Origin of the sequence: Sorangium sp. So ce1335 (assembly GCF_051521615.1) — a bacterium.
Taxonomy (GTDB): Bacteria; Myxococcota_A; Polyangia; order Polyangiales; family Polyangiaceae; genus Sorangium.
In genome coordinates this window covers 4,192,936-4,213,687 of record NZ_CP150363.1, presented here as the reverse complement: position 1 = coordinate 4,213,687, position 20,752 = coordinate 4,192,936, and the positions used below count along the sequence as shown (strand labels likewise).

The 20,752-nt window shown below is 72.2% G+C and carries 15 protein-coding genes; 6 read left to right on the top strand and 9 right to left on the bottom strand.

The annotated features are described in order from the left end of the window. The first annotated feature begins 198 nt into the window (after nucleotides 1–198). Nucleotides 199–972 carry an alpha/beta hydrolase gene (locus WMF24_RS15570; RefSeq protein ID WP_437737192.1) on the top strand — a complete coding sequence of 258 codons (774 nt, stop codon included), beginning with the start codon at nucleotides 199–201 and terminating at the stop codon, nucleotides 970–972. Further along, on the top strand, nucleotides 969–1,871 hold the full coding sequence (locus tag WMF24_RS15565) for a hypothetical protein (RefSeq protein WP_437737191.1): 903 nt from the start codon (nucleotides 969–971) through the stop codon (nucleotides 1,869–1,871). Before WMF24_RS15570 ends, WMF24_RS15565 begins: the two co-directional genes overlap by 4 nt. Before the next feature lie 84 nt (nucleotides 1,872–1,955). Here WMF24_RS15565 and WMF24_RS15560 read toward each other — a convergent pair whose 3' ends face one another. The 5 genes from WMF24_RS15560 to aroA all read right to left on the bottom strand — a co-directional run bounded on the left by WMF24_RS15560 (nucleotide 1,956) and on the right by aroA (nucleotide 6,564). Beyond that, complete coding sequence (locus tag WMF24_RS15560) at nucleotides 1,956–2,519, bottom strand: GrpB family protein (protein WP_437737190.1); 564 nt, start codon at nucleotides 2,517–2,519, stop codon at nucleotides 1,956–1,958. Between the two features lie 90 nt (nucleotides 2,520–2,609). Further along, nucleotides 2,610–3,005, bottom strand: coding sequence for a tautomerase family protein (locus tag WMF24_RS15555; protein WP_437738809.1), 396 nt, complete (start codon nucleotides 3,003–3,005; stop codon nucleotides 2,610–2,612). A 77-nt stretch (nucleotides 3,006–3,082) separates the two neighbouring features. After that, nucleotides 3,083–3,499, bottom strand: a complete 417-nt coding sequence (locus WMF24_RS15550) for a MarR family winged helix-turn-helix transcriptional regulator (protein WP_437737189.1) — start codon at nucleotides 3,497–3,499, stop codon at nucleotides 3,083–3,085. A gap of 113 nt (nucleotides 3,500–3,612) precedes the next feature. Then, nucleotides 3,613–5,034, bottom strand: a complete 1,422-nt coding sequence (locus WMF24_RS15545; protein ID WP_437737188.1) for a mechanosensitive ion channel family protein — start codon at nucleotides 5,032–5,034, stop codon at nucleotides 3,613–3,615. 228 nt (nucleotides 5,035–5,262) lie between these two features. Next, complete coding sequence (aroA, locus tag WMF24_RS15540) at nucleotides 5,263–6,564, bottom strand: 3-phosphoshikimate 1-carboxyvinyltransferase (RefSeq protein WP_437737187.1); 1,302 nt, start codon at nucleotides 6,562–6,564, stop codon at nucleotides 5,263–5,265. A gap of 252 nt (nucleotides 6,565–6,816) precedes the next feature. Here aroA and WMF24_RS15535 point away from each other — a divergent pair, with 252 nt between their 5' ends. Both WMF24_RS15535 and WMF24_RS15530 read left to right on the top strand, forming a co-directional pair. Continuing rightward, complete coding sequence (locus tag WMF24_RS15535; RefSeq protein WP_437737186.1) at nucleotides 6,817–8,697, top strand: PEGA domain-containing protein; 1,881 nt, start codon at nucleotides 6,817–6,819, stop codon at nucleotides 8,695–8,697. A 51-nt stretch (nucleotides 8,698–8,748) separates the two neighbouring features. Continuing rightward, nucleotides 8,749–11,925: a kelch repeat-containing protein gene (locus WMF24_RS15530; protein WP_437737185.1), complete on the top strand. Its 3,177-nt coding sequence runs from the start codon at nucleotides 8,749–8,751 to the stop codon at nucleotides 11,923–11,925. A 93-nt stretch (nucleotides 11,926–12,018) separates the two neighbouring features. Here WMF24_RS15530 and WMF24_RS15525 read toward each other — a convergent pair whose 3' ends face one another. The 4 genes from WMF24_RS15525 to WMF24_RS15510 all read right to left on the bottom strand — a co-directional run bounded on the left by WMF24_RS15525 (nucleotide 12,019) and on the right by WMF24_RS15510 (nucleotide 16,722). Beyond that, nucleotides 12,019–13,440 (bottom strand): glycosyl hydrolase family 8, encoded by a 1,422-nt coding sequence (locus tag WMF24_RS15525; protein WP_437737184.1) that lies wholly within the window; start codon nucleotides 13,438–13,440, stop codon nucleotides 12,019–12,021. Between the two features lie 225 nt (nucleotides 13,441–13,665). Further along, nucleotides 13,666–14,583 carry an isoaspartyl peptidase/L-asparaginase gene (locus WMF24_RS15520; RefSeq protein ID WP_437737183.1) on the bottom strand — a complete coding sequence of 306 codons (918 nt, stop codon included), beginning with the start codon at nucleotides 14,581–14,583 and terminating at the stop codon, nucleotides 13,666–13,668. A 51-nt stretch (nucleotides 14,584–14,634) separates the two neighbouring features. After that, complete coding sequence (locus WMF24_RS15515) at nucleotides 14,635–15,186, bottom strand: hypothetical protein (RefSeq protein WP_437737182.1); 552 nt, start codon at nucleotides 15,184–15,186, stop codon at nucleotides 14,635–14,637. Between the two features lie 1,035 nt (nucleotides 15,187–16,221). Continuing rightward, entirely contained in the window at nucleotides 16,222–16,722 is a 501-nt protein-coding gene (locus WMF24_RS15510; RefSeq protein WP_437737181.1) for a hypothetical protein, read from the bottom strand. 743 nt (nucleotides 16,723–17,465) lie between these two features. Between WMF24_RS15510 and WMF24_RS15505 the strand changes: the two genes are divergently transcribed. Beyond that, nucleotides 17,466–19,286, top strand: a complete 1,821-nt coding sequence (locus tag WMF24_RS15505) for a hypothetical protein (protein ID WP_437737180.1) — start codon at nucleotides 17,466–17,468, stop codon at nucleotides 19,284–19,286. Nucleotides 19,287–19,351: 65 nt separating this feature from the next. Then, nucleotides 19,352–20,740: a pyridoxal phosphate-dependent aminotransferase gene (locus WMF24_RS15500; RefSeq protein ID WP_437737179.1), complete on the top strand. Its 1,389-nt coding sequence runs from the start codon at nucleotides 19,352–19,354 to the stop codon at nucleotides 20,738–20,740. Nucleotides 20,741–20,752: the final 12 nt, after the last annotated feature.

The following is a 20,752-nucleotide window of genomic DNA, read 5'->3' as shown; positions in this document are numbered from 1 at the left end:
TAAAACGGACAAATATTCCGTTAAAACGGACATGTCAACAGCGCGCGCGCAGGCTGGGCTCCGGTGTGGCGAAAAAGCAGAAGATGACGAGCTCGCCCGCCGCGCCTCCCGCGCGCCCAGGCTCGATTTCCGCGGTGGTATCGCGATGAGAGCGACCGTTCGCCTGGGGTGGCCCGATCCTGGCACTGCGCCATGGACATGAAAACTTCCGTTGTAGCCATAGCCGGGTTTGGCCTCGCCGTGCTCACGACGGGGTGTGGCAAGGAGGAGCGTGCGCTCGCGGAGGAGCGCCCGGCGCAGCCGGCGGTTGTCGACGTCGACAACCGCGCTGTCGATCCGCCGCTCGTGGCGACCGAGATGGCGGTGCCTGGCGACCTGCCGGCGTTCGTCGTCACAGGGCCGGGCGGCGCGTGTCCGCGGATGATCTTCCTGCACGGCATGTGCGGGCACGGGCTGGGTTACGTGCAGTCGATCCAGGGGGCGGCGCGGGAGCACGGCGGGGTGCTCGGCCTGCAGGGAAACATCCCGTGTGGGGACAGCGCGTTCAGCAAGTACTCGCCCGACCCCGAGGAGCAGGACGGCCGCATCCGGGCCGCGCTCGCGGCGTGCGGCGGCGAGGCGGAGGACCTCGTGCTGATCGGCTACTCGCAGGGGGCGTACATCGGGGAGCGGCTCGCGGAGCGCTGGCCGGAGCGGTACTCGCGGCTCGTGCTGCTCGGCGCGCCCACGACGCCCTCGGCGGCGCGGCTCCGTGGTATCCGGGGCGCGGTGATGATCAGCGGCGAGTTCGACGCGAAGTACCGCATGAAGGAAGGCGCTGGCGGCCTCATGGCGGCGAAGATCCCGGCGGTCTACCGGGAGATGCCCGGCGCGCGCCACGGAGAGATGCCGGACGCCGAGCGGGTGATGGACGAGGCGCTCGACTGGCTCGACGCGAACGCGCTGCCGCCGCGCCGCGCGGCGCTGCCATGAGCGCCGCGCCGGCCCCGGGCGACCCGCTCGGCGAGCTCAACCAGTTCTTTCTCGACGCCTACGCCGCGCGCCGGGAGGCCATGCTCGCCAGCATCGAGCCGATCATCGCCCAGATAGACGACAGCCTCATCCTGCGGCGCGGGGGCCAGCGGTTCGAGGGCCCCGCGCGCACCCGGCGCTACCACGATCTCAAGGCGATCGCGCACGTCCCCCTCGCCGTCCACGCGCTCCTCTCCGGCCGGCGGGGGGCGCCCGACGGCGACGCGCGGCGCCGGATGGCCGAGCTCCGGCAGCGCATCGCCGCGGCCGCGGGCGACCTCGACCGGCGCGGCTTCACGCCGGAGCAGCTCGCGCGGCAGCGCCGGATCCTCGACGCGTCGCTCGCGCTCCTCGACGAGGCGAGCGCGGCCGGCGGGGTCGCGCCCGGGGCGCTGACCGCCTTCGCGCGCGCGCAGACCGAGGACGTCCTGCGCAACGCCGAGGACGCGGCGCGCGATCAGATCGAGACGATGCACGCCACGGTCGAGGGCTGGCGGCGGCAGATGACCCCGGAGGAGCGGGACCGGCTGCGGGCCGTCGTCGCCGTCTCGCACATGGCCCGCCCCGGCAACGTGGCCGCGCAGTACTTCTCGGTGACCCTGGGGGAGACGTGGGAGGGCCGCTTCGAGCAGGAGGACCTGAGGCCCGGAAAGCGCGTGCTCACCGCCGAGGCGACGTTCGACGAGGCGGAGGCGTTCGCGCTGCTCGCGACGCACGCGCTCGACGCCGGGGTGGCCACGCGGTTCTTCGGCGAGGAGACCCGGCTCTCGCGCGACATCCTCGCCGACGCGGCCGAGCGGATCCTCGCCGGGATGTTCCGCAAGGAGCCGGAGCCGCCGGCGCAGCCGGTGGAGACGTAGACCCCCCCGGGGATCTCGCGAGCCGACGGCGGCGCGCCAACGAGGGGCGCCGGCGTCGGCAGAGGACGGGGCCCAGGCCGTCGATCAGTCCTCCCACACGTCGACCCGCGGCAGCCCGAGCGCGTCGCGGGCGCGATCCACGATCGACTGGATGATCGCTGTCTTGCCCTTCGTGTACGCGAGTCCGTCGCGCGCGTGCTCGCGGGCGAGCCGCTGCTTCAGCGCGCCGTAGGCGCGCGCGTCCTCGGGGTACGCCCGCAGGTGATCCCGGAGCAGGCGCTCGTTCCGCTCGTGCCAGGTGGCATGCTCGACGATGTGCAGGTGGAAGGCGCAGGCATCGCCCGGCGCGCGCTTCCGGAGGAAGAGGCGATTGCGCATCCCCGTCGGCGCGAGCCGATAGCCGAGATCGCCGAGGCGATCGAGCGCCGCGGACGCCTCGGCCAGCCGCTCCACGGCGGCCATGATGTCGATCACCGGCTTGGCCAGGAGCCCCGGGACGGCCGTGCTGCCGACGTGCTCGATCGCGACGAAGAGCGCGCCGGTCGCCCCGAGGATCGTCGCGCGCTCTGCGTCATACCTCCCGGACCACGCCGGGTCGTGGGGCACGACGGCGATGTCCGGCTCGGGCGCCTCGGATGCGCTGGTCATGGGCCACTGTCCTCGCGGCCTCTGTAACGCAGCAGCTCATCCTCATCAATCCTGGCAAGGGTGGAGCGCGGCGCCGGGCTACCCGCGCCATCAGTCCGGGTGTTGCCATCGATACTCCTGCGTCTTTCCGCCGTAGCCGTAGGCCGCCGCGCGGACGTCGTGGATGTGGATGTAGCTCTCCTCGTGCAGCGTGCCGAGCAAGCGCCGGAACCCCTCGAAGGCCTCATAGATGTACTGCGCCTTATCGGCCTTCGTGTTGGTCTCGTCGGTGATCTTGATATCGAGATAGAAGCTGCTCTTGCCCTGCGCGGCGAGCGAGCGGCCGCCGACGATCCAGTCCTCCGGATCGACGTACTGGATCGCGATCGACGTCAGCTCCGGCTTCTTGTCGAGCACGCGCGCCGTCAGCTCGCTGAGCATGCTGGCGATCTGGCCCGACATCTGCGCCGACTTCTTGGCGCTCACCTTGACGTTCAGGATGGGCATCATCATCTCCTATGGTTAGCTATGCAACTACTTGAACAATGATCAGAGATGCAACGGCATCGATGAAGAAAAGACGCTCAGCGGAGGGCCGAGCGCACGTGCCTGACCCGGGCGACGGTGTCGCTGAACTCGCCGGCGCCGAGCACCTTCTTCAGGCGGGCGGTGACCGCGCCGCTCGCCTCGTTGATCGCCGCCTTGAGCGCGACCGCCTTGGGCTTCGGGTGGATCTCCCACTCGCGTCCGTCGCGCGCGGAGGCGCGGCGCTCGACCAGGCCCTTGGCCTGCAAGCCGTCGATCGCGCGCGTGGCGGTCGGGCGCGAGATCGTCATCCGGTCGGCGATCTCTCGCTGGAGCAGCCCGGGCTCCTCGAGCACGACGCGGAGCAGGAAGGCCTGCGGCGGCGTCAGATCGAACGGCTTGAACGCCTCCGCCCACTCGCGCTCGAGCAGGCGCGCGAGCGCCGTCGTGTTGAAGTACAGGCAGTGCTCGAACACGGCATCAAGGTAGCGCGAAATGGTTAGATATGCAACTACCTGAGGGCGGCCGATCTCGGCGCCGACCGGACGCCGACCGCGCGCCGACCGGACGCCGACCGCGCGCCGCCGGCTCACGCCGACGCGATTCCCCCCGTCGGGTCCAGGGCGCCCCGCGGCTCGCCCTCTCCCCCGAGCGCCACGCGCGCCCGCGGGAGGTACCGCCCGCCCTCCAGCGACGTCAGCCGCTTGATGAGCCCCTCGCGCACCGCGCAGCGCAGGTCCCAGAGCTTGCCCGCCTCGGAGGACGAGACCAGCGCCCGGAGCGCGATCGTCTGCGCCGTCGCGTCGACCACGACGAGGCCCGCGACCTTTCCGTCCCAGTTCGGGTCGGCGGCGCACAGCCGCGCGACCTCCGCGCGCATCTCGTCGATCGGGACCGTGTAGTCGGCGTGGACGAAGACCGTGCCGAGCAGATCCGGCGACACCTTCGTCCAGTTCTGGAACGGCTTCTCGAGGAAGTAGGTGATCGGCACGACGAGCCGGCGCAGATCCCAGACCTTCACGACCACGAACGTCAGCGTGATCTCCTCGATCCAGCCCCACTCCCCCTCGACGATCACGGTGTCGCCGATGCGGATCGGCTGCGAAAAGGAGAGCTGCAGGCCGGCGAGCAGCGTGGAGATCGACTTCTGCGCCGCGAAGCCGACGACCACGCCGGCGATGCCGGCGGAGGCGAGCAGCGAGACCCCGACCTTCCGGACCACGTCGAACTGGAGGAGCACCAGCGCCACGGCCACCACGCCCACGAGCACGTTGGCGATGCGCCGCAGCATGGCGACGCGGGTCTTGCTGCCCCGGGCGAGCGCCATGTCCGCGGCGCTCGCGGTCACGCGCTCGGTCACCGTGTCGCCGGCGAAGCGCACGAGGCGCGTCGTGAGCCACGCCGCGGCGGCGATGAGGAGGGTCTGGAGGAGCGTGTCGAGCACGTCCTGCGCCGGGGCGGCGAGGCGCAGCGGCCTGACGAGGCCGCTCGCGAGCGCCAGCGTCAAGAGCGCGCGCAGCGGCGTCTGGATCCCGTCGAGGAGCCGGTCGTCCCATTGCACCTCCGTCCGCCGCACGACCCTGCCGATGGCGACGGAGACGAGGCGGCCGAGCAGCAGGCCGCCGAGCGACGACGCGGCGATCGCCGTCACGAGGCCGAGCCACTGCCAGGCGGCGAGCCCCAGGAAGCGCACCCGGGAGAGCACCGCCGGCAGCCGCTCGGCGATCGGCCCAGGACCGAACGCCTCGTGGAGCTCGGGCCCGCGCTCCGCCTGCGCGGCGCGCGGGATGGCGGACAGGTCGAGCGCGTACGCCGCGACATCGTGGCGCCCCTCGCGCGAGGCGTCGACGAGGAGCCGCAGGGCGCGCCGGGGCGTCGAGCGGTCCGCGTCCGCAGGCGCCGGCGGCAGGCCGTCCTGCGGCCCCGCGGCGGCGCGCGCCGAGATCATGAGCACGGCGACCAGCAGCGCGAGCAGCGCCGCCGTCGCGATCCCCGTTCGGGTTCGCTTCACTTCGTCAATCTCCGGGATCTGGTACCGAGCGCACGGCGGCGGGACACGTGCTCGTCCCGGGCCGAACCGGCCGGGATGCTTCGCGCAGATTGCTTTGAAGTCAAACAATCTCGAGCGCGGCGCGCGCCGGCGCCGGTCCGGCGGGACCTCGGCTGGATCCGCGCCGCAGCGCTCGGCCATCGCCTCGATCTCGGCTGGCAGTCGCCGTGGGTCCACGGCGGTGCGCGGTCACCCCGGCGGCGCGCCGCCGCCGGCTGCGCTCCGGCACCGCTCGACGTCTTCCCAGAACGTCGGGTACGTCTTCGCCACGCAGGCGGGGTTCTCGATCGTCACGCCGGGCCGGCACAGCCCCAGGATCGCGAAGCTCATCGCCATGCGGTGGTCGCTGTAGCTGTGCACGAGCGCGGGCGTCAGCGGGCGCGGGTCGACGCGCAGCCAGTCGTCGCCGTGGGTCACCTCCTGCCCGAGGCGGCGGAGCTCGGCGACCGTCGCCGCGAGGCGATCCGTCTCCTTGATCCGGATGTTCGCCACGTTCCGGATCGTCGTCGGCCCGTCGAGCAGCGGCGCGATCGCCGCCAGCGTCATCACGGTGTCCGAGATGTGGTGCATGTCGACGTCGACGCCGCGCAGGCGGCCGCCGCCGCGCACCGTGGTGGCGTCCCCCTGCCGGATCACGCGCGCGCCGGCCTGCTCCAGGAGCTCGACGAACCGGTAGTCGCCTTGCAGCGCGCCCTCGCCGAGCCCCGGCACGGTGATGGCGCCGCCCGCGGCCGCGGCGAGCGCGAACGGGTAGCTCGCGGACGACGCGTCGGGCTCGATCGGGTACCTCCGCGGCCGGTACCCCTGGGCAGGGTGGACCGTGAAGCCGCCGGCGGCCTCGTCGATGCGGCCGCCGAAATTCGCGACCATGCGGCGCGTGATCTCGACATAGGGGCGGCTCACGAGCTCGCCGGCCACGCGCAGATCGATCGCGGACTCGGCGAAGGGGCCCGCCATCATCACCGCCGAGAAGTACTGGCTGGAGCGATCGCCGCGCATCGTCAGGGTGCCGCCCTTCAGCCGGCCGCCCCGGATGCGGAGCGGCGGGCACCCGGTCGGGCACTCCACGTCCGCCCCGAGCTGCCTCAGCCCGTCGACGAGATCCGCGATCGGGCGCTTCGCCATGTGCTCGTCGCCGACGAGCACCACCTCGCCGGGCACGAGGCACGCGAGCGCCGCCAGGAAGCGCACCGTGGTGCCGCTGTTCCCGATGAACAGCTCGCGCTCCGGCGCGCGCAGCCGGTGCCGCCCGCCCTCCACCACCAGCGTCGTCGGCCCGGCGTCCTGGATCCGGATCCCCATCGCCTCCAGGGCAGATCGCATGTGCCGCGTGTCGTCGCTGTGCAGCACCCCCTCGAGCGTGCTCTCGCCCTCGGCCAGCGCCGCCAGCACGAGCGCGCGGTTCGTGATGCTCTTCGAGCCGGGGACACGCCAGGTCAGCTCGGGAGACGATGTCAGCGGGACGATGGGCAAGGGACCGGCAGGGATCATGGGGGCGGCAGACTAGATCCTTCCGGTGACGCTGGCTATGTACGGCGGCAGGACGTCGTGTTACCGGCAGCGCGCCGCGCGTGCCTCGAGCCTGCGCTGCCCTGAATGCCGATGGTTCGCCGCGGATCTCAGCGCGGAGGCGCCGGGATCACCGCGACCTCCCCTCCGTCGCTCCCCCCTTCGCGCGCTCTCTTCGTCGGCTCGCCCGCGAGGCGCGCACGACGAGGCCGCACGCACAGAGCCGGTGCCACGATGCCCCTCTCGCCTCCTCCCCCTCCCCAGCCCGAGCGCCACGGCGGCGCCCGCTGCCCCCGCCTCCTCGTCGCCGCGGCGGGGCTCCTGCTCGCCGCAGCGCCGACGGCGAGCGGCGCCGCGCCCGCCGATCGCGCGCGGCCCGCGGCCGTGCCTGCGCAAACGGCCACCGCACCGGCGCAGCCCACCGCGGGCCCCGCTCCGCCCGCCGCCGCACCGGCGCCCCCCGCCGCCAGCGAGGCGCGCGAGAGGGCGGCAGAGCGCTATGCGACCGCCCGGGCGTTCTATGAGCGGCGCGACTGGTCCAGGGCGCTCGCCGAGTACCTCGCCTCGCGGCAGCTCTATGCGAGCTGGGCCGCGACGTCGGGCGCCGCGCTGAGCCTGACGCAGCTCGGGCGCCACGACGAGGCGCTCGAGATGTTCGAGGCGCTGCTGCGCGACTTCGGTGACCGGCTGCCCACCGCGGCGAAGGAGGCGGCGCAGCGCCAGCTCGACGAGCTGCGCCAGCTCGTCGGCATCCTCGAGGTCGACGGCGCCGAGCCGGGCGCGCTGATCGTCGTCGACGGGCGGCACCGCGGCGAGGCGCCGCTCCCCGCGCCGCTCCGGCTCACCTCCGGCAGCCACTGGGTGCGCGTGTTCAAGGAGGGGTTCGAGCCGTTCGAGCAGCGCGTCGAGATGGCGGGGGACCGACTGACGCGCGTCAGGGCGCAGATGCGGCCGCTCGCGCGCATGGGACGCCTGCGGGTCATCGAGGAGGAGGGCCGGCCGCTCGACGTCGTGGTGGACGGCAACCTCATGGCCAGGGCCCCCTGGGAGGGGCTGCTCGCGCCCGGCGAGCACACGGTCGCGCTGCGCGGCGAGGGTCGCCTCGGCACGCCTCCTGTGCGGGTCGAGGTCGAGGCGGACAGGACCGTGCCGCTGACGCTCTCGGCCGAGGAGCTCGCCGCGTCGCTGCGGGTCGAGCCGGTGCCGGTCAACGCCACCGTCGCGGTCGACGGCGTGACGGTGGGCCGCGGCCTCTGGGAAGGACGGCTGCGCGCGGGCGCGCACCGCGTGGAGATCGCCGCGCCCGGGTTCTTGCCGGAGTCGCGCCGCGTGATCCTCGGGCGGGACCAGATGGAGATCGCGAGCGTGACCCTGGAGCGCGATCCGAGCTCGCCCTTCTGGCGCAAGCCCGCGCGCCCGGCGCGGTTCGTCGTCGAGGCCACCACGGGCGTCGTGTTCGTGCCCAGCTTCGGCGGCGAGGTCGCGGGCACGTGCATCCGCGGCTGCGAGACGTCGCTCGGGACGGGCGGCTCCGCCGTGCTCCAGGCGGGCTACGAGCTCGGCATGGGCCTCGGGTTCGGCGTCACCGCCGGCTACGTCACGGCGTCGCAGCGCCTCCACGGCCGCCACATGGAGGTGACCCCGGTCGGCCTGCCGGCGAACCAGGGCACCGTCGACGATCGGCTGGCGCTGCGCGGCGCGCTCCTCGGCGGGTGGCTCGGCTTCACCTTGCCGCTCTCCGAGCGCGTCCCGCTGCACTTCCGCCTCGGCGCCGGGGCCATCGCCGGCGCGCTCCTGGACCAGCGCACGGGCGGCGCGTTCCGGGCGAGCAGCGGCGCGCCGTACGAGCTCGCGCCCTTCCTCCAGGACCACCCCGCGCTCTTCCTCCACGCGACCCCCGAGGTGCGCGTCGGCCTGCCGGTGGGCCGGCACGTCCAGCTGAACGCGGGGATCGCCTTGCCCGTGCTCATCGACATGAAACGGGCCGCGTGGGACACGGCGCAGGCCTTGCCGGCGGGCGAAGACGGCCGCGCGACGTTCCCGGCCGAGCGGCTCGCCGGCCCCGTGCTCCTCACGGTCGTCCCCGGGATCGGCGCCCGTTACGAGTTCTACTGACGAGAAGGGGCGCTCGTACGAGCTCCACGGACACGGAGGAGAAGGTTCGATATGTCCATTGCTGGCTCAACGCGCGACCTTGGCCGGTGGGCGCTGGCGATCGTCTGGAGTCTTTCGCTGGCGCTGCTGCTCGGCTGCAGCGAGACGGCCGATCCGCTGGACGCGCGCGCCCTCAGGCGGCAGTTCCCCGAGCAGGCGGACGCCATCCTTCAAGGGCCCCTTGCCTTCGCGCCGACGGGTGACGGCTTCGAGGCCGTGCAGCCGCTCGACGCGCGCCCTCACCGCGCCGGCGCGGACAGGCTGCGCTCGCGGTTCCCGCGAGACGGCGACGGCGACGTGCGATTTCTCCTGCCCGACGGCTCCGAGGCGCAGGTGACGGAGCTCGGCGCAACAGGCGCCGGCGAGATCGCGGAGGGCGCCGTGGCCTATGCGCGGGCGGGCGGAACTTCGTTCTGGACCGCCCTGGAAGACGGCTACGAAGAGTGGCTGCTGCTCGATCCGGGCGCGGTGCGGCGCGACGCGCCCGTGGCCGCCTGGCAGGTCGACGGGGCAGACCTGCGCCAGGACGGCGACGCCGTGGAGGTGGCCGACGCGCGCGGCGCGCCGCAGATCCGTGTGACCGCGCCCGAGGCCTACGCGGCGGGGGGGAGGCCGGTCGCCACGCGGCTCATCGCGCAGGGGCAGCGGGTCGAGCTGTGGGTGGAGGCCGAGAGCGAGACCGTGCTGGTGGATCCGCGGTGGAGGCTCATCAGGAAGATGGATGTCCCCCGCCACCGGCACACGGCCACGCGGCTATCGGACGGGCGCGTGCTCATCGCTGGCGGGTATCAACGCAGGGACGCGGTCGACAGCGCCGAGGTGTTCGACCCGGATTCCGGCGCATGGTCGACCCAGGCTCCCATGCTCGCCGCCCGCGGTGATCACACCGCCACGGTGCTGCCGGACGGACGGATACTCGTCGCTGGTGGTGATACGAACACCGATGGCCCCGAAGGGGTGCTCGCCAGCGTCGAGGTGTTCGACCCGCGCTCCGGCGCGTGGTCCGCCGGGAAGCCCATGAGCGCTGCCCGCGGCGATCACACCGCCACACCGCTGCCCGATGGACGGGTGTTCGTCGCCGGCGGCCATGGCCCGGAAGGCGCGCTCGACAGCGTGGAGGTGTTCGATCCTCGCTCGGGCGCGTGGTCCGCCCTCGCCTCCATGCCCACCGCGCGCACGGACCACGCCGCGACGCGGCTGCCGGACGGGCGCGTGCTCGTCGTCGGTGGCGACGGCCGCGATGGAGTGCTCGGCAGCGTGGAGGTGTTCGATCCTCGCTCGGGCGCGTGGTCCGCCCTCGCCCCCATGCTCACCGCGCGCATGGGTCACACGGCCACGCTGCTGAACGACGGACGGGTGCTCGTCACCGGCGGATATACCCCACAGGGAGATTTCGACAGCGCCGAGCTGTTCGACGTGGAGTCCAACACATGGCGCGCCGTCAATCCCATGCTCGCCGCCCGGGTGTGGCATACCGCGACGGAGCTGCGCGATGGACGGGTGCTCGTCGCCGGCGGCCATGATCGCATCAACGCGACCGACAGCGCCGAGGTGTTCGACCCGGTCTCCGACACGTGGACGACCGTCCAGTCCATGTACACGTCCCGGAACGAGCACACAGCGACGCTGCTGGAGGACGGGCGGGTGCTCATCGCCGGCGGCTCGGGTCATGGCACGATCAACGATGCCGAGGTGCTCGACCTCGACGCGGGCGCGTGGGTGCCGCTCGGCCCCCTGAACCACGCCCGGCACTCGCACACAGCGACGCTGCTAGAGGACGGACGGGTGCTCGTGGCCTCCGGGGAGGTCAACCGCGGCGGCGTGATGGCTGGAGGGCTGACCGCCAGCGCCGAGGTGTTCGATCCGATCTCCGGCACGTGGCGCGCCGTCGATCCCCTGCGCAACGCCCGGCGGTCGCACTCGGCGACGTTGCTGGAGGACGGACGGGTGCTCGTCGCCGGCGGTTACATGGAGCTCGATGAGAACAAGATACGCTCGCTCGACAGCGTCGAGGTGTTCGATCCGGCCGCCGGCGCATGGGGATCCCTCAGCCCGCTCCTCGCCACCCGGCACGGGCACACGGCGACGCGGCTGCCGGACGGCCGGGTGCTCGTCGCCGGCGGCCGCAACCAGGAAGGGGTCCACGACAGCGCCGAGCTGTTCGACCCGGACCTCGACCAGTGGAAGCCCGTCGGGCCCATGCTCGCTCCGCGACAGGGGCACACGGCCACGCTGCTGCACGACGGGCGGGTGCTCATCGCCGGCGGTTATGGCCCTGAAGGGGTGCTCGACAGCGCCGAGCTGTTCGACCCGGGGTCCGAACAATGGCTGCCGCTCGCGCCCATGATCGCCGGGCGCTACGATCACACAGCGACGCTGTTGCGCGATGGACGCGTGCTGGTCGCCGGGGGTTTCGCCCCGACGGACATCCTGGCCAGCGCCGAGGTGTTCGTCCCGGAATCCGGCCGCTGGATGCCGCTCGGGCCCATGCACACCGTCCGCAACGCGCACGCCGCGACGCTGTTGCCGGACGGCCGGGTGCTCGTCGTCGGCGGCGCCGACATGCAGGGCTGGACCCTGCAGCCCAACACCGCCGAGGCGTTCGACCCCGCCACTGGCACCTGGCTCCCGCTCGAGCCGCTCCCCGTGGGCCGGTACTGGCACACCGCGACGCTGCTGCCGGACGGCCGGGTCCTCGTCGCCGGCGGCGGCGGCGGCCCTGATGGCCCCAAGCTCGACAGCGTCTTTGCCTTTCGCCCGATGCCAGCCGGCGACCCCTGCGCTGCAGACGTCGAGTGCCACAGCGGCTCCTGCACCGACGGGGTCTGCTGCGAGCAGCGCTGCGACGTCTATCTCTGCGAGGCGTGCTCGGAGCTCCGCGGCGCCTCCGCCGACGGCGTCTGCACGTCGCTGCACCCCGACTACGCGCCCTTCGCGTGCTCGCCCGCCACCGGGGAGCGGCTGAAGCCTTGCAAGTCGGTCCACGACTGCGTCGACGGCTTCGTGTGCGACGTCTCCGATGGCCCGGGCGAGTGCGTCTCGCCGCCGCCGAACGGCGGGTTCCTCGACAAGGGGGGCTGCCACCTCGCCGACCCGGCAGCCGCCGAGCCCACGAGGCGCGTCCCCGCGGAGCTCGGCCTGCTGGTGCTCGCCGCCGTCACCACGGCCCTGCGCCGGCGCCGCAGGTGACCCGCGCCCGGGGCAGGCGCCGCGGCGCGCGCGTCGGCGCCGCGGCGCCGCCCGGCGTGGACGCCTCGGGCTCCCCCGCGCGCCGAGCGCCGCTCACTGCGGGGCGTACGCCCGGAACTCGCCGCTCACGTGCAGCAGCGCCATGAAGTAGAGCATGCCGTCGTAGTAGCGATACTGCCCGCTCGGGGGCTGGAGCTCCCAGAGCGCCCGGACGAAGTCGGCGGATCGCTCGTGGGTGGCCGCCATGCTGGCGGTCGCGTTCATCGCGACGAGCCCCGAGGAGTGGTCGGTGCTCAGCGGATCGCCCTCGATGGTGAACTGGTTCGCGTAGCCCTCGCCCTGCCCCTCGAAGAACGCCTGGATCCTGTCGCTGAGCTCCTGCGCGCGCGGGTCCTTGGCCCACCACGCCCAGTCGACGGACCAGTTCATCGCCGTGCGCCACGCGTCGAAGCGGAAGTCAACGGACTCGGGCTTCCAGGACGCCGCCTTGGGCGTGCCGTCGAAGTTCGCGTAATCCGGCGTGAGCCCCGTCTGCGGGTGGGCCGCGAGCTGGAAGTAGTCGCGGCTCACCTCCGCCGCCTCGGCCCAGAAGGCGCGATCTGCCTCCGGGCCGTGCTTGGCCCAGATCTCGTAGAAGGCCGGCAGGTGGTACGACGGATCGGTGAAATCCCCGTTCGTCTCGAAGTTGCCCGCGTCCGGCGTGAAGCGGACCTGGTGGTTCTCCGTGTTGAAGAGGGTCGTCCCCTTCGTCGTGCGGGTCTCGCCGTTCGAGATGACGCTCCCCGTCACGTCCGGCCGGTTCTTCATGAGGTCGAGCAGGTTGTCGGCCTCCTTGCGGTAGTCGTAGATGCCTTCGCCGTTGCCCCAGCGCCCGGACGCGAAATACAGGGCCGTCGCGAAGTACTCCTCCCCGTCCGGCGCCGGCATTTCGTCCTTCGGGGTGCCGTCGAAATTCATCGACCACGAGAAGTACCCGTACGCCGGGTGCGCCTGGTCGCCGTGGTACATGTACGTCTTCGCCCAGTTCCACAGCGCGTCGAACTCCGCCTTGTGGTCCGTCTGGACGGCGATCATCATGCCGTAGCTCATGCCCTCGGAGCGCACGTCAGCGCTCGCGATGTCGCGGATCTGCGCGAGCGGGCCGCTGTCGTTCTCCCCCGCGTCGAAGTAGACGGCCTCGGTCTCCGGATCGCCCTTGAAGAGGCTATCCCACGCGGCCGTGAGCTTCGCCGCGACCTCGTCCTCCGTGTACCCGACCTCGACGAAGAGGTCGCGGTACTCCCCCGTGTCGACGGCCCCGTCGCCGCCCGGCGTCGACGCGCCGTCGCCGCCCTGGCCGCTACCACCGCCGCCGTCGGCGTTCCCGCCGGTCCCCGCCCCGCCTGTGCCCGACGTGACGCTCGCGCCGCCCCCGCCGCCGGCGCCACCGTTACCCGAGGAGTCTGAGCCGCCGCCGCACGCGACGAGCGCCGGGATCAGACCCACCGAGAGAAACCGAAGAGAATACCGGATCATCAGAAGAACCTCCTGCCGACAACCCCGGAGCGAACCCCGGGAATCACGCGGCGGTCACGCAGCCTGCCGCGCAGGACGTGAGTAACGCAGCGGCGCCGCGTGTCATGTGAGCACCACAACGCTGGATGGAAGAAAGCGACACTCGACACGGCGCGCGAGACCGGTTCACAGCGCCACGTGACGACCGGATCGCAGAACTAGCGGGTACAACTTTGTAAATACATTTTACACACCGCTCTCCTCACCCCAGTCTCCGGCCGCCGCCCATGACATCGTCGCCGTGGAGCGCGCCAGCCCGAACCGCCCGTCACGGTCGATGGCGATGAGGCCGCCGGTCATGTCGAGCCGCTCGGCCAGGTGCGCGATGATCCCCCGCGCGGCGTCGACCGCGCTGCTGCCAGCGCGCATCCGCTCCGCGGCCGAGTGCGCCACGGCGAGGCGGATCATGCCCTCGCCGTGGCCGGTCGTTGACACGGCGCCGGCCTCGTCGTCGGCGTACGTGCCCGCGCCGATGAGCGGCGAGTCGCCGACGCGCCCGACGCGCTTGTTCACCGTGCCGCCCGTGCTCGTCGCCGCGGCGGTGAGGCCGGCCTCGTCGCGCGCCACCGCCCCGACCGTGCTGCCCGCCCAGGAGGTCGCGCGGCCTGCGCCCTGCTGGGCCGCGGCGAGCGCCTCCCGCGCGGCCTCGGTGATGAGCGCGGCCTCGCCCACGGGCGAGAACCCCTTCCATCGCGCGAACCTCGCGGCGCCGTGCGCGGCGTAGAGCACGTGGCGGCCGTCCTCCAGCGCCGCGCGCGCGATCGCGATCGGCTCGGCGAACTCCGACAGCGCGCAGACCGCGCCGGCGCGCAGGCCGCGGCCCTCCATGATCGACGCGTCGAGCTCGACGTGGCCCTCCTCGTTGAGGCACGCGCCCGTGCCCGCGTTGAAGAGCGGGTCGTCCTCGAGCACGCGCACCGCGCGCTCCACCGCGTCGAGCGCGCTGCCTCCCTCCGCCAGAACGCGCGCGCCCTCGCGCGCGGCGCGGAGGCACCCCGCCGCGTGCAGCGGCCTGCGCTCGGGGGCGACGTTGCCAGCGCCGCCATGGACCAGGATGGAGCGCCGCCCGCCGCGCCCGCCCAGATGATGGATGACGTGCTTCACGTTCGCGGCACCCTACCGCGGCGCGCGCCCGGAGGTCCACGCTCGCGCCGCTCACTCGGGCGGGAGCGCGCTCCGTTTTGCCTCGAGATCGTAGGCCATCCCGCACGGCAGCGCCGCGAACACAGGCGCCACGCTGAGCTCGCCGGCGACGAGGTCCTCGCAGCGCGATCCCGCGGTGGGCGCGAACTCGTAGGAGAGCCTCGCCTCGAAGTCCGCGACATCGTCGCCCGCGGCGCCGAGCTCCCCGCGCGCCCGGTCGCGCCGCTCGATCGAGCAGGGCGGCCCCGGCGGCATGTCGCCGCCGCGCATGTCCACGACCACGCGCGCCTCGATCGAGAAGCTCACCTGATCCTCGTCGAGGACGCCCGCGATGACGCTGGCGCCGTTGTCCCAGTAGAGCGCGCCCTCGTCGCGCGCGAGCTCGACGTCGAACTCCCAGAGGAGCGCCGTGCCGAGCGCCCCCTCGCCGCACGTGTTCGACGTCTGCACCGCGACAACGTGGAACGCGCCGAGCGCCGTCCCCGGCTCCTCGGCGGGCTGGTCCCCGAACGCCTCGACGCACGCCGAGAGCGCCGGCACCATCGCGAGCAGCAGCATCCGCATCGGCGCCGCCTACCAGAGGGGCGCGGCGCAGGACAAGAAAGCGCGCGCCGGCGATGGAAAGAAAAAACGGGCCGGGTGCTTCGCTTGCACCCGACCCGTCCCGTGGGCCTCTACCGGAGGCCTTCTGGACCCCGCTTGATCCCGCCTGTGCGGCGCCACCCCTGTCCCATCGCGACGAGCGATCGACCCCGGAGCACCGGTGAGAACCGCCACCGGAAGACCTGAGTCTTCCACGATTCTCTCTCTGCCGGCCTCGCGGAGGTCGCGATGGCGTTCAACAGGTTGCTAGGCGCCGGACCTGGCCGAGCGCGGAGGCGTCTCGCAAGGCCCCGATGGCCCTGCGTCACGCTCCACGAGGGTCAGCTGTTCCCAGCCTCCGGTATAGAAGAGCCACTGGTACTGTGCATGGTGTCCATCCCTCCTCCGGCGTGCCGGCACCCCGCGCCGGATCGAAAGAGTCCGTCCGGCATGGCAGGGGTGTTCGATTGCGGATCAACGGAGAGCCCGCTGATCTGGTGTCGACCTCGGTACCACGGTGCTCCGCGGCAGGACCATCCTGGAGCTGATGCTCCGTCCGAAGCCGAGGACCAGCCTATCACCGCTGTTCAGGCGAGCAAGGGGCTCACGCACCGAAACATGCAAAGTGATTCACTTCCTCTTTCTCCGGCTCTCGTCTCGACCAGCTTCGACCGGCTTCGACCGGCTTCGACCGGCTTCGGCCGGCTCGGCATCGGCCGGCTCGTCCGCCAGAGCTGCCAGACGGAAGCGAATCGCCGCTTGACATGACATGGCGGAGCGGCAGGCCGGGAGAGCGCGGCGAGCGCGCGCGACGGAACCGCGAGGGCCAGGCCGGCGGCCGATGAGGGGGCACGGCGGCCGATGAGGGGGCACGGCGGCGGCGCGGAAGGATGCGGGGTGGCCCCGCGCGGCGATCTCCGCCGCGTCAGCTGCGGCGCCGCGCGGCGCAGGTGCGGCGCCTCATGGCGGAGGCGCCGGGGCGCGGCGCCGCATGGCGGAGGCGCCGGGGCGCGCCCGCTACACGTGCGCGAACCAGCTCGTCTCCTCGCCCTCCGGCAGCGCCGTGGCCAGGACCGCGAGCATCGCGTCGATCTCTTCCTTCGTGTGCACGCCGCTGCGCAGGATGGCCGCCGGCCCGTCGCCGGCCGGCACCACGACCGACTCGACCGCGAGCGCCGTCTCGACGCCGTAGCCGTAGGACGCCAGCGTCACGACCGCGGTGGCTTCCCGGTCGTCGAGCAGCCTGCGGATCGTCAGCGTCCGCCGCACGCGCTCGCTGTCCTCGGCCCACGTCGCGAGCCACGCGCGCGTCGCCTCGTCGAGGCCGACGAGCACGAGCTGCGCGGGCGGCATCGCGTCGGGATCGGCCGCTGCCACCGCGGCGCGGTGGAAGCCCCGCACCTCCCGGCACCAGAGCGGCGGCGCGCCGTCGACTCGGACGAGAAAGCCGTAGGGACCGCGAGCCCCCTCGCGCTCGGAGCCCCCCGAGGAAGCAGAAGAGAAACTGTCGTTCGACACGAGGGAAGACGATACACGAGCTCTGCTCGGTGGAGGAAGCCCGCTCGATTGCGCAGCACGTCGAACTGACACAGCTCCGCCCTGGCCACACGCAGCTCCTGGGTACGCTCGCTATTCCCTGGTATTCCCGGCTGTTCCCTGGTGTTCCCTGGTGTGCCCGGCTGTTTGTGCTGTTTCCCGACGTTCCCTCGGTTCCGCCGTAAGTCCCGCTATTCCACCGTAGCTCCGCTGTTCCCGGCTGTTCCCGGCTGTTCGCGGTTGCGCAGCACATTCCGCTGTTCCCGCTTGTGCCCGCGGTTGACGCCATACGTCCCCTGTCCCCGCGGTTGCGCCGCGCCTCGTGCTGTTCCGGCCGTTCCCGGTACCGTGCCGTTCGCGGCGGTTCCTTGCTATTCTCGGCGGCTCCGCGGTTCCTCGCTGCTCCTGGGTCCGCCGTTCCCCGCAGTTCCCCGCAGTTCCCCGCAGTTTTCCGCCGTTCCCCGCAGCTCCCGACGCTTCCTTCAACGAGAGCGCCACACTCCCGGGATTTCGGCTAAGGTGGCCCCGCCTCCCCTGTGGAGCCCGTCCGGGACGGGGTGCGTTCTGCACCTACGGCGCTGCCCCTACCGACGCGCTCCAGCCCGCAGCCGCGGGTCGGGGCGGCGGCGGCAGCGCCCGCCGCCGGGCGCCGCGGTGGTCACCGGCGCAGAGGCCCGCCGGCGCGCTCGCCGCGTCACCCCCGATCCCGATCCGACACGCAGGCCATGAAGCTCACGTCACAAGAAATCATCGAGATCGTCACCGCGCTCTGCGCCTTCTTCGCCGTCGCATACGCGCTCAACTCGTTCGCCCCCGCGCGCTCGCGCGTGCTGGCGCGGTACGTCACGGTCGCCGGCGGCGTCGCGCTGTTCTTCTATGGCCTGCACCGGTACATCGACGAGCACGCCCGCGCCGTGGACCTGGCGAAGGTGCTCATCGCGATGGGCGCCGCGCTCTGCGTCTTCTACGAGAAGCAGCGCGAGGGGATGCGCCGGCCGATCGCGGAGCGCTGGAAGCGGTTCGTCGGCGTGGCGCTCGGGATCGCCGCCATCGTCTCCTACTTCAACGGCTTCCGCTTCGGCTATCCCAAGTATTACCACCGCTGGGATCAGTTCCATTACTACATGGGGGCCAAGTACTTCCCCGAGATGGGGTACGACGGCCTCTACAAGTGCGCGCTGATCGCGCAGGACGAGCTCGGGCTCGTCACGTACACGAACGAGGACACCGGGCGGCAGGTCAAGCTGGACATGTCGAAGGAGGTCCGCCACCCGGACAAGAAGATCCGGAACCTCGGCGGCGACAACCTCCTCATGCCGGCGAGCGAGGTGCTCAGCAAGCCGGAGGCCTGCAAGGCGCACTTCGCCCCGGAGCGCTGGGAGGCGTTCAAGGCCGACGTCCAGTTCTTCAGGACGGCCTCGGACAAGGGCTACTGGGAGGACATGCAGAAGGACCACGGCTACAACCCGCCGCCGGTCTGGACGATCATGGGCAAATTCTGGGCGGACCTCCAGCCGGCCAGCACGCGCTATCTCCAGTTCCTCGCCAGCTTCGATATCCTCTATCTGCTCGGGATGTTCGTCGCCATCTACTGGGCGTTCGGGTGGCGAGTCTTCTCGGTCGCGGCGATCTTCTGGGGCTGCCAGTCGTCAGCGCCGTTCTACTGGACCGGCGGCGCGTTCCTCCGGCAGGACTGGCTCTTCTACCTCGTCCTGTCCGCGTGCCTCATCCGCAAACGCTACCTCAAGCTGGCCGGCGCGAGCATGGTCTACGCCGGCCTCTTGCGCGTCTTCCCTGGCCTGCCCGTGATCGGCTGGCTGACGGTCGCGGGGATTTACCTCTTCCGCCACAAGCGCATGGCGAAGTCGCACGTGCAGGTGCTGATCGGGGGCGTCCTCGCGGCGGCCGTGCTCATCCCGGTGAGCATGAAGGTCTCCGGCACGGACTCGTACATGCGGTTCTACGAGCACACGCTCAAGGTGCACGACCAGACGCCGCTGACCAACCACATGGGCCTGCGCGTGCTCGTCGCCCACGAGCCCGGCACCGGCGTCGAGTCCGGCCGGATGAAGTACACGAAGGACACGAAGCTCGTCGATCCGTTCGAGGTCTGGAAGCGGATGCGCAACGAGCGCTACGCGAAGTACCGCTGGGTCGCCTACGGGATCATCGCCGCGAGCCTGGCCGCCTTCGTCTACGTTTGCCGGCGGATCCGCTCGCTGTGGGTGGCCCAGTGCCTGGCCCAGATCTTCGTCATCCTGCTCTCGCAGCTCACCTGTTATTACTACTCGTTCATGATCCTGACCGCCCCGCTCACCCGGCTAAAACGGGAGATCGAGGTGCCCCTGTTCGGCCTGGCCGCGCTCAGCCAGTTCATCTGGATCACGTTCCACTACAACGACGACAAGTACACGGCGCTGACCGCGGTCTCACTCGCCTTCTGCTACTACCTGCTCTGCCTGTTCTCGGGTAAGCCGGTGCCGTGGGCGCGGCCCGTCGAGCCCACGGCGGCCGACGGCGGAAAGCCGGCGGCCCAGCAGGCCTGAGGCGCTCACCCCCGCGCCGGGGGGCGCGACATCGAAAGCGCCCCCCGCGATCCTGGAAGCGAACGATGACGGACGTAGTGCGAGAGCATCCTGAAGAACCCGGCGATCTCCAGGGAGACGAGGCCCGACCGAGCGACCCCGGGGCGCCGGCCGACCGGGACAACACGCCGCCCCGGCGCGGCGAGGAGCGGGCGGTCCACGCCTTCCGGAAGGTCCCGCGGACGGGCGTCATCTACGTGACGACCGAGGCCGCGCGCCTGGGGTTCAAGCCGGGCGCCGACGAGGGCGCCGACGGCTGGTGCAACCTCGGGCAGGGCCAGCCGGAGACGGGCCCGCTGCCTGGCGCGCCCGAGCGCTGCGCGGCGGTGCCGATCGCCGGCGACGACCAGGAGTACGCGCCGGTGGCCGGCCTGTGGGAGCTGCGCGAGGCGGTCGCGTCGCTGTACAACCGCGCCTACCGGCGGGGCATGCCGTCGCGCTACACGGCCGAGAACGTCGCCGTCTCGGGCGGGGGCCGCATCGCCCTCACCCGCGCCGCGGCGGCGCTCGGGCAGATCAACCTCGGCCACTTCCTGCCGGATTACACCGCGTACGAGGAGCTGCTCGACATCTTCCGGCTGTTCTCGCCGATCCCGATCCTCCTCGAGGGCGAGCGGGGCTACTCGTTCTCGGTCGGCGACCTCCGCCGCGAGATCCTGGGCCGCGGCCTGAGCGCGATCCTCGCCTCGAACCCGTGCAACCCGACCGGAAAGCACGTGCGCGGCGAGGAGCTCGCGGCGTGGGTCCGCACCGCGAAGGAGCTCGATTGCGCGCTCCTGCTCGACGAGTTCTATTCGCACTACGTCTACGGGATGGGCGACGTGGCGCCGATGGAGAGCGCGGCGCGCTACGTCGAGGAGGTCGACCGCGATCCGGTGGTGATCTTCGATGGTCTGACGAAGAACTGGCGCTACCCCGGCTGGCGCGTGACCTGGACGGTGGGGCCGCGCGAGGTCATCGAGGCGGTCGCCAGCGCCGGCAGCTTCCTCGACGGCGGCGGCTCGAAGCCGATGCAGCGCGCCGCGGCAGAGCTGCTCACCATCGAGCACACCCGCGCCGAGACGACGGCCATCCACCGGGCGTTCTCGCGCAAGCGCGAGCTCCTGCTCGCCGGGCTGCGCAAGATCGGCGTGACCATCGACGCGGAGCCCGAGGGCACGTTCTACGTCTGGGGCTCGGTCGCCGATCTGCCCCCCGGGCTCTCCGACGGGCACGGCTTCTTCCGGGCGGCCCTCGGGGAGCGGGTCATCGTCGTGCCGGGCGAATTCTTCGACGTCAACCCGGGCAAGCGGCGGGCGGGGCGGCCGTCGCGGTTCCGCCATCACGTCCGCTTCTCGTTCGGTCCGAGCGAGGAGGTCCTCGTCCGGGCGCTCGGGCGGCTCGAGCGCATGGTAGGCGAGCGTCGCCGGGCCTGACACCGGTGGCGC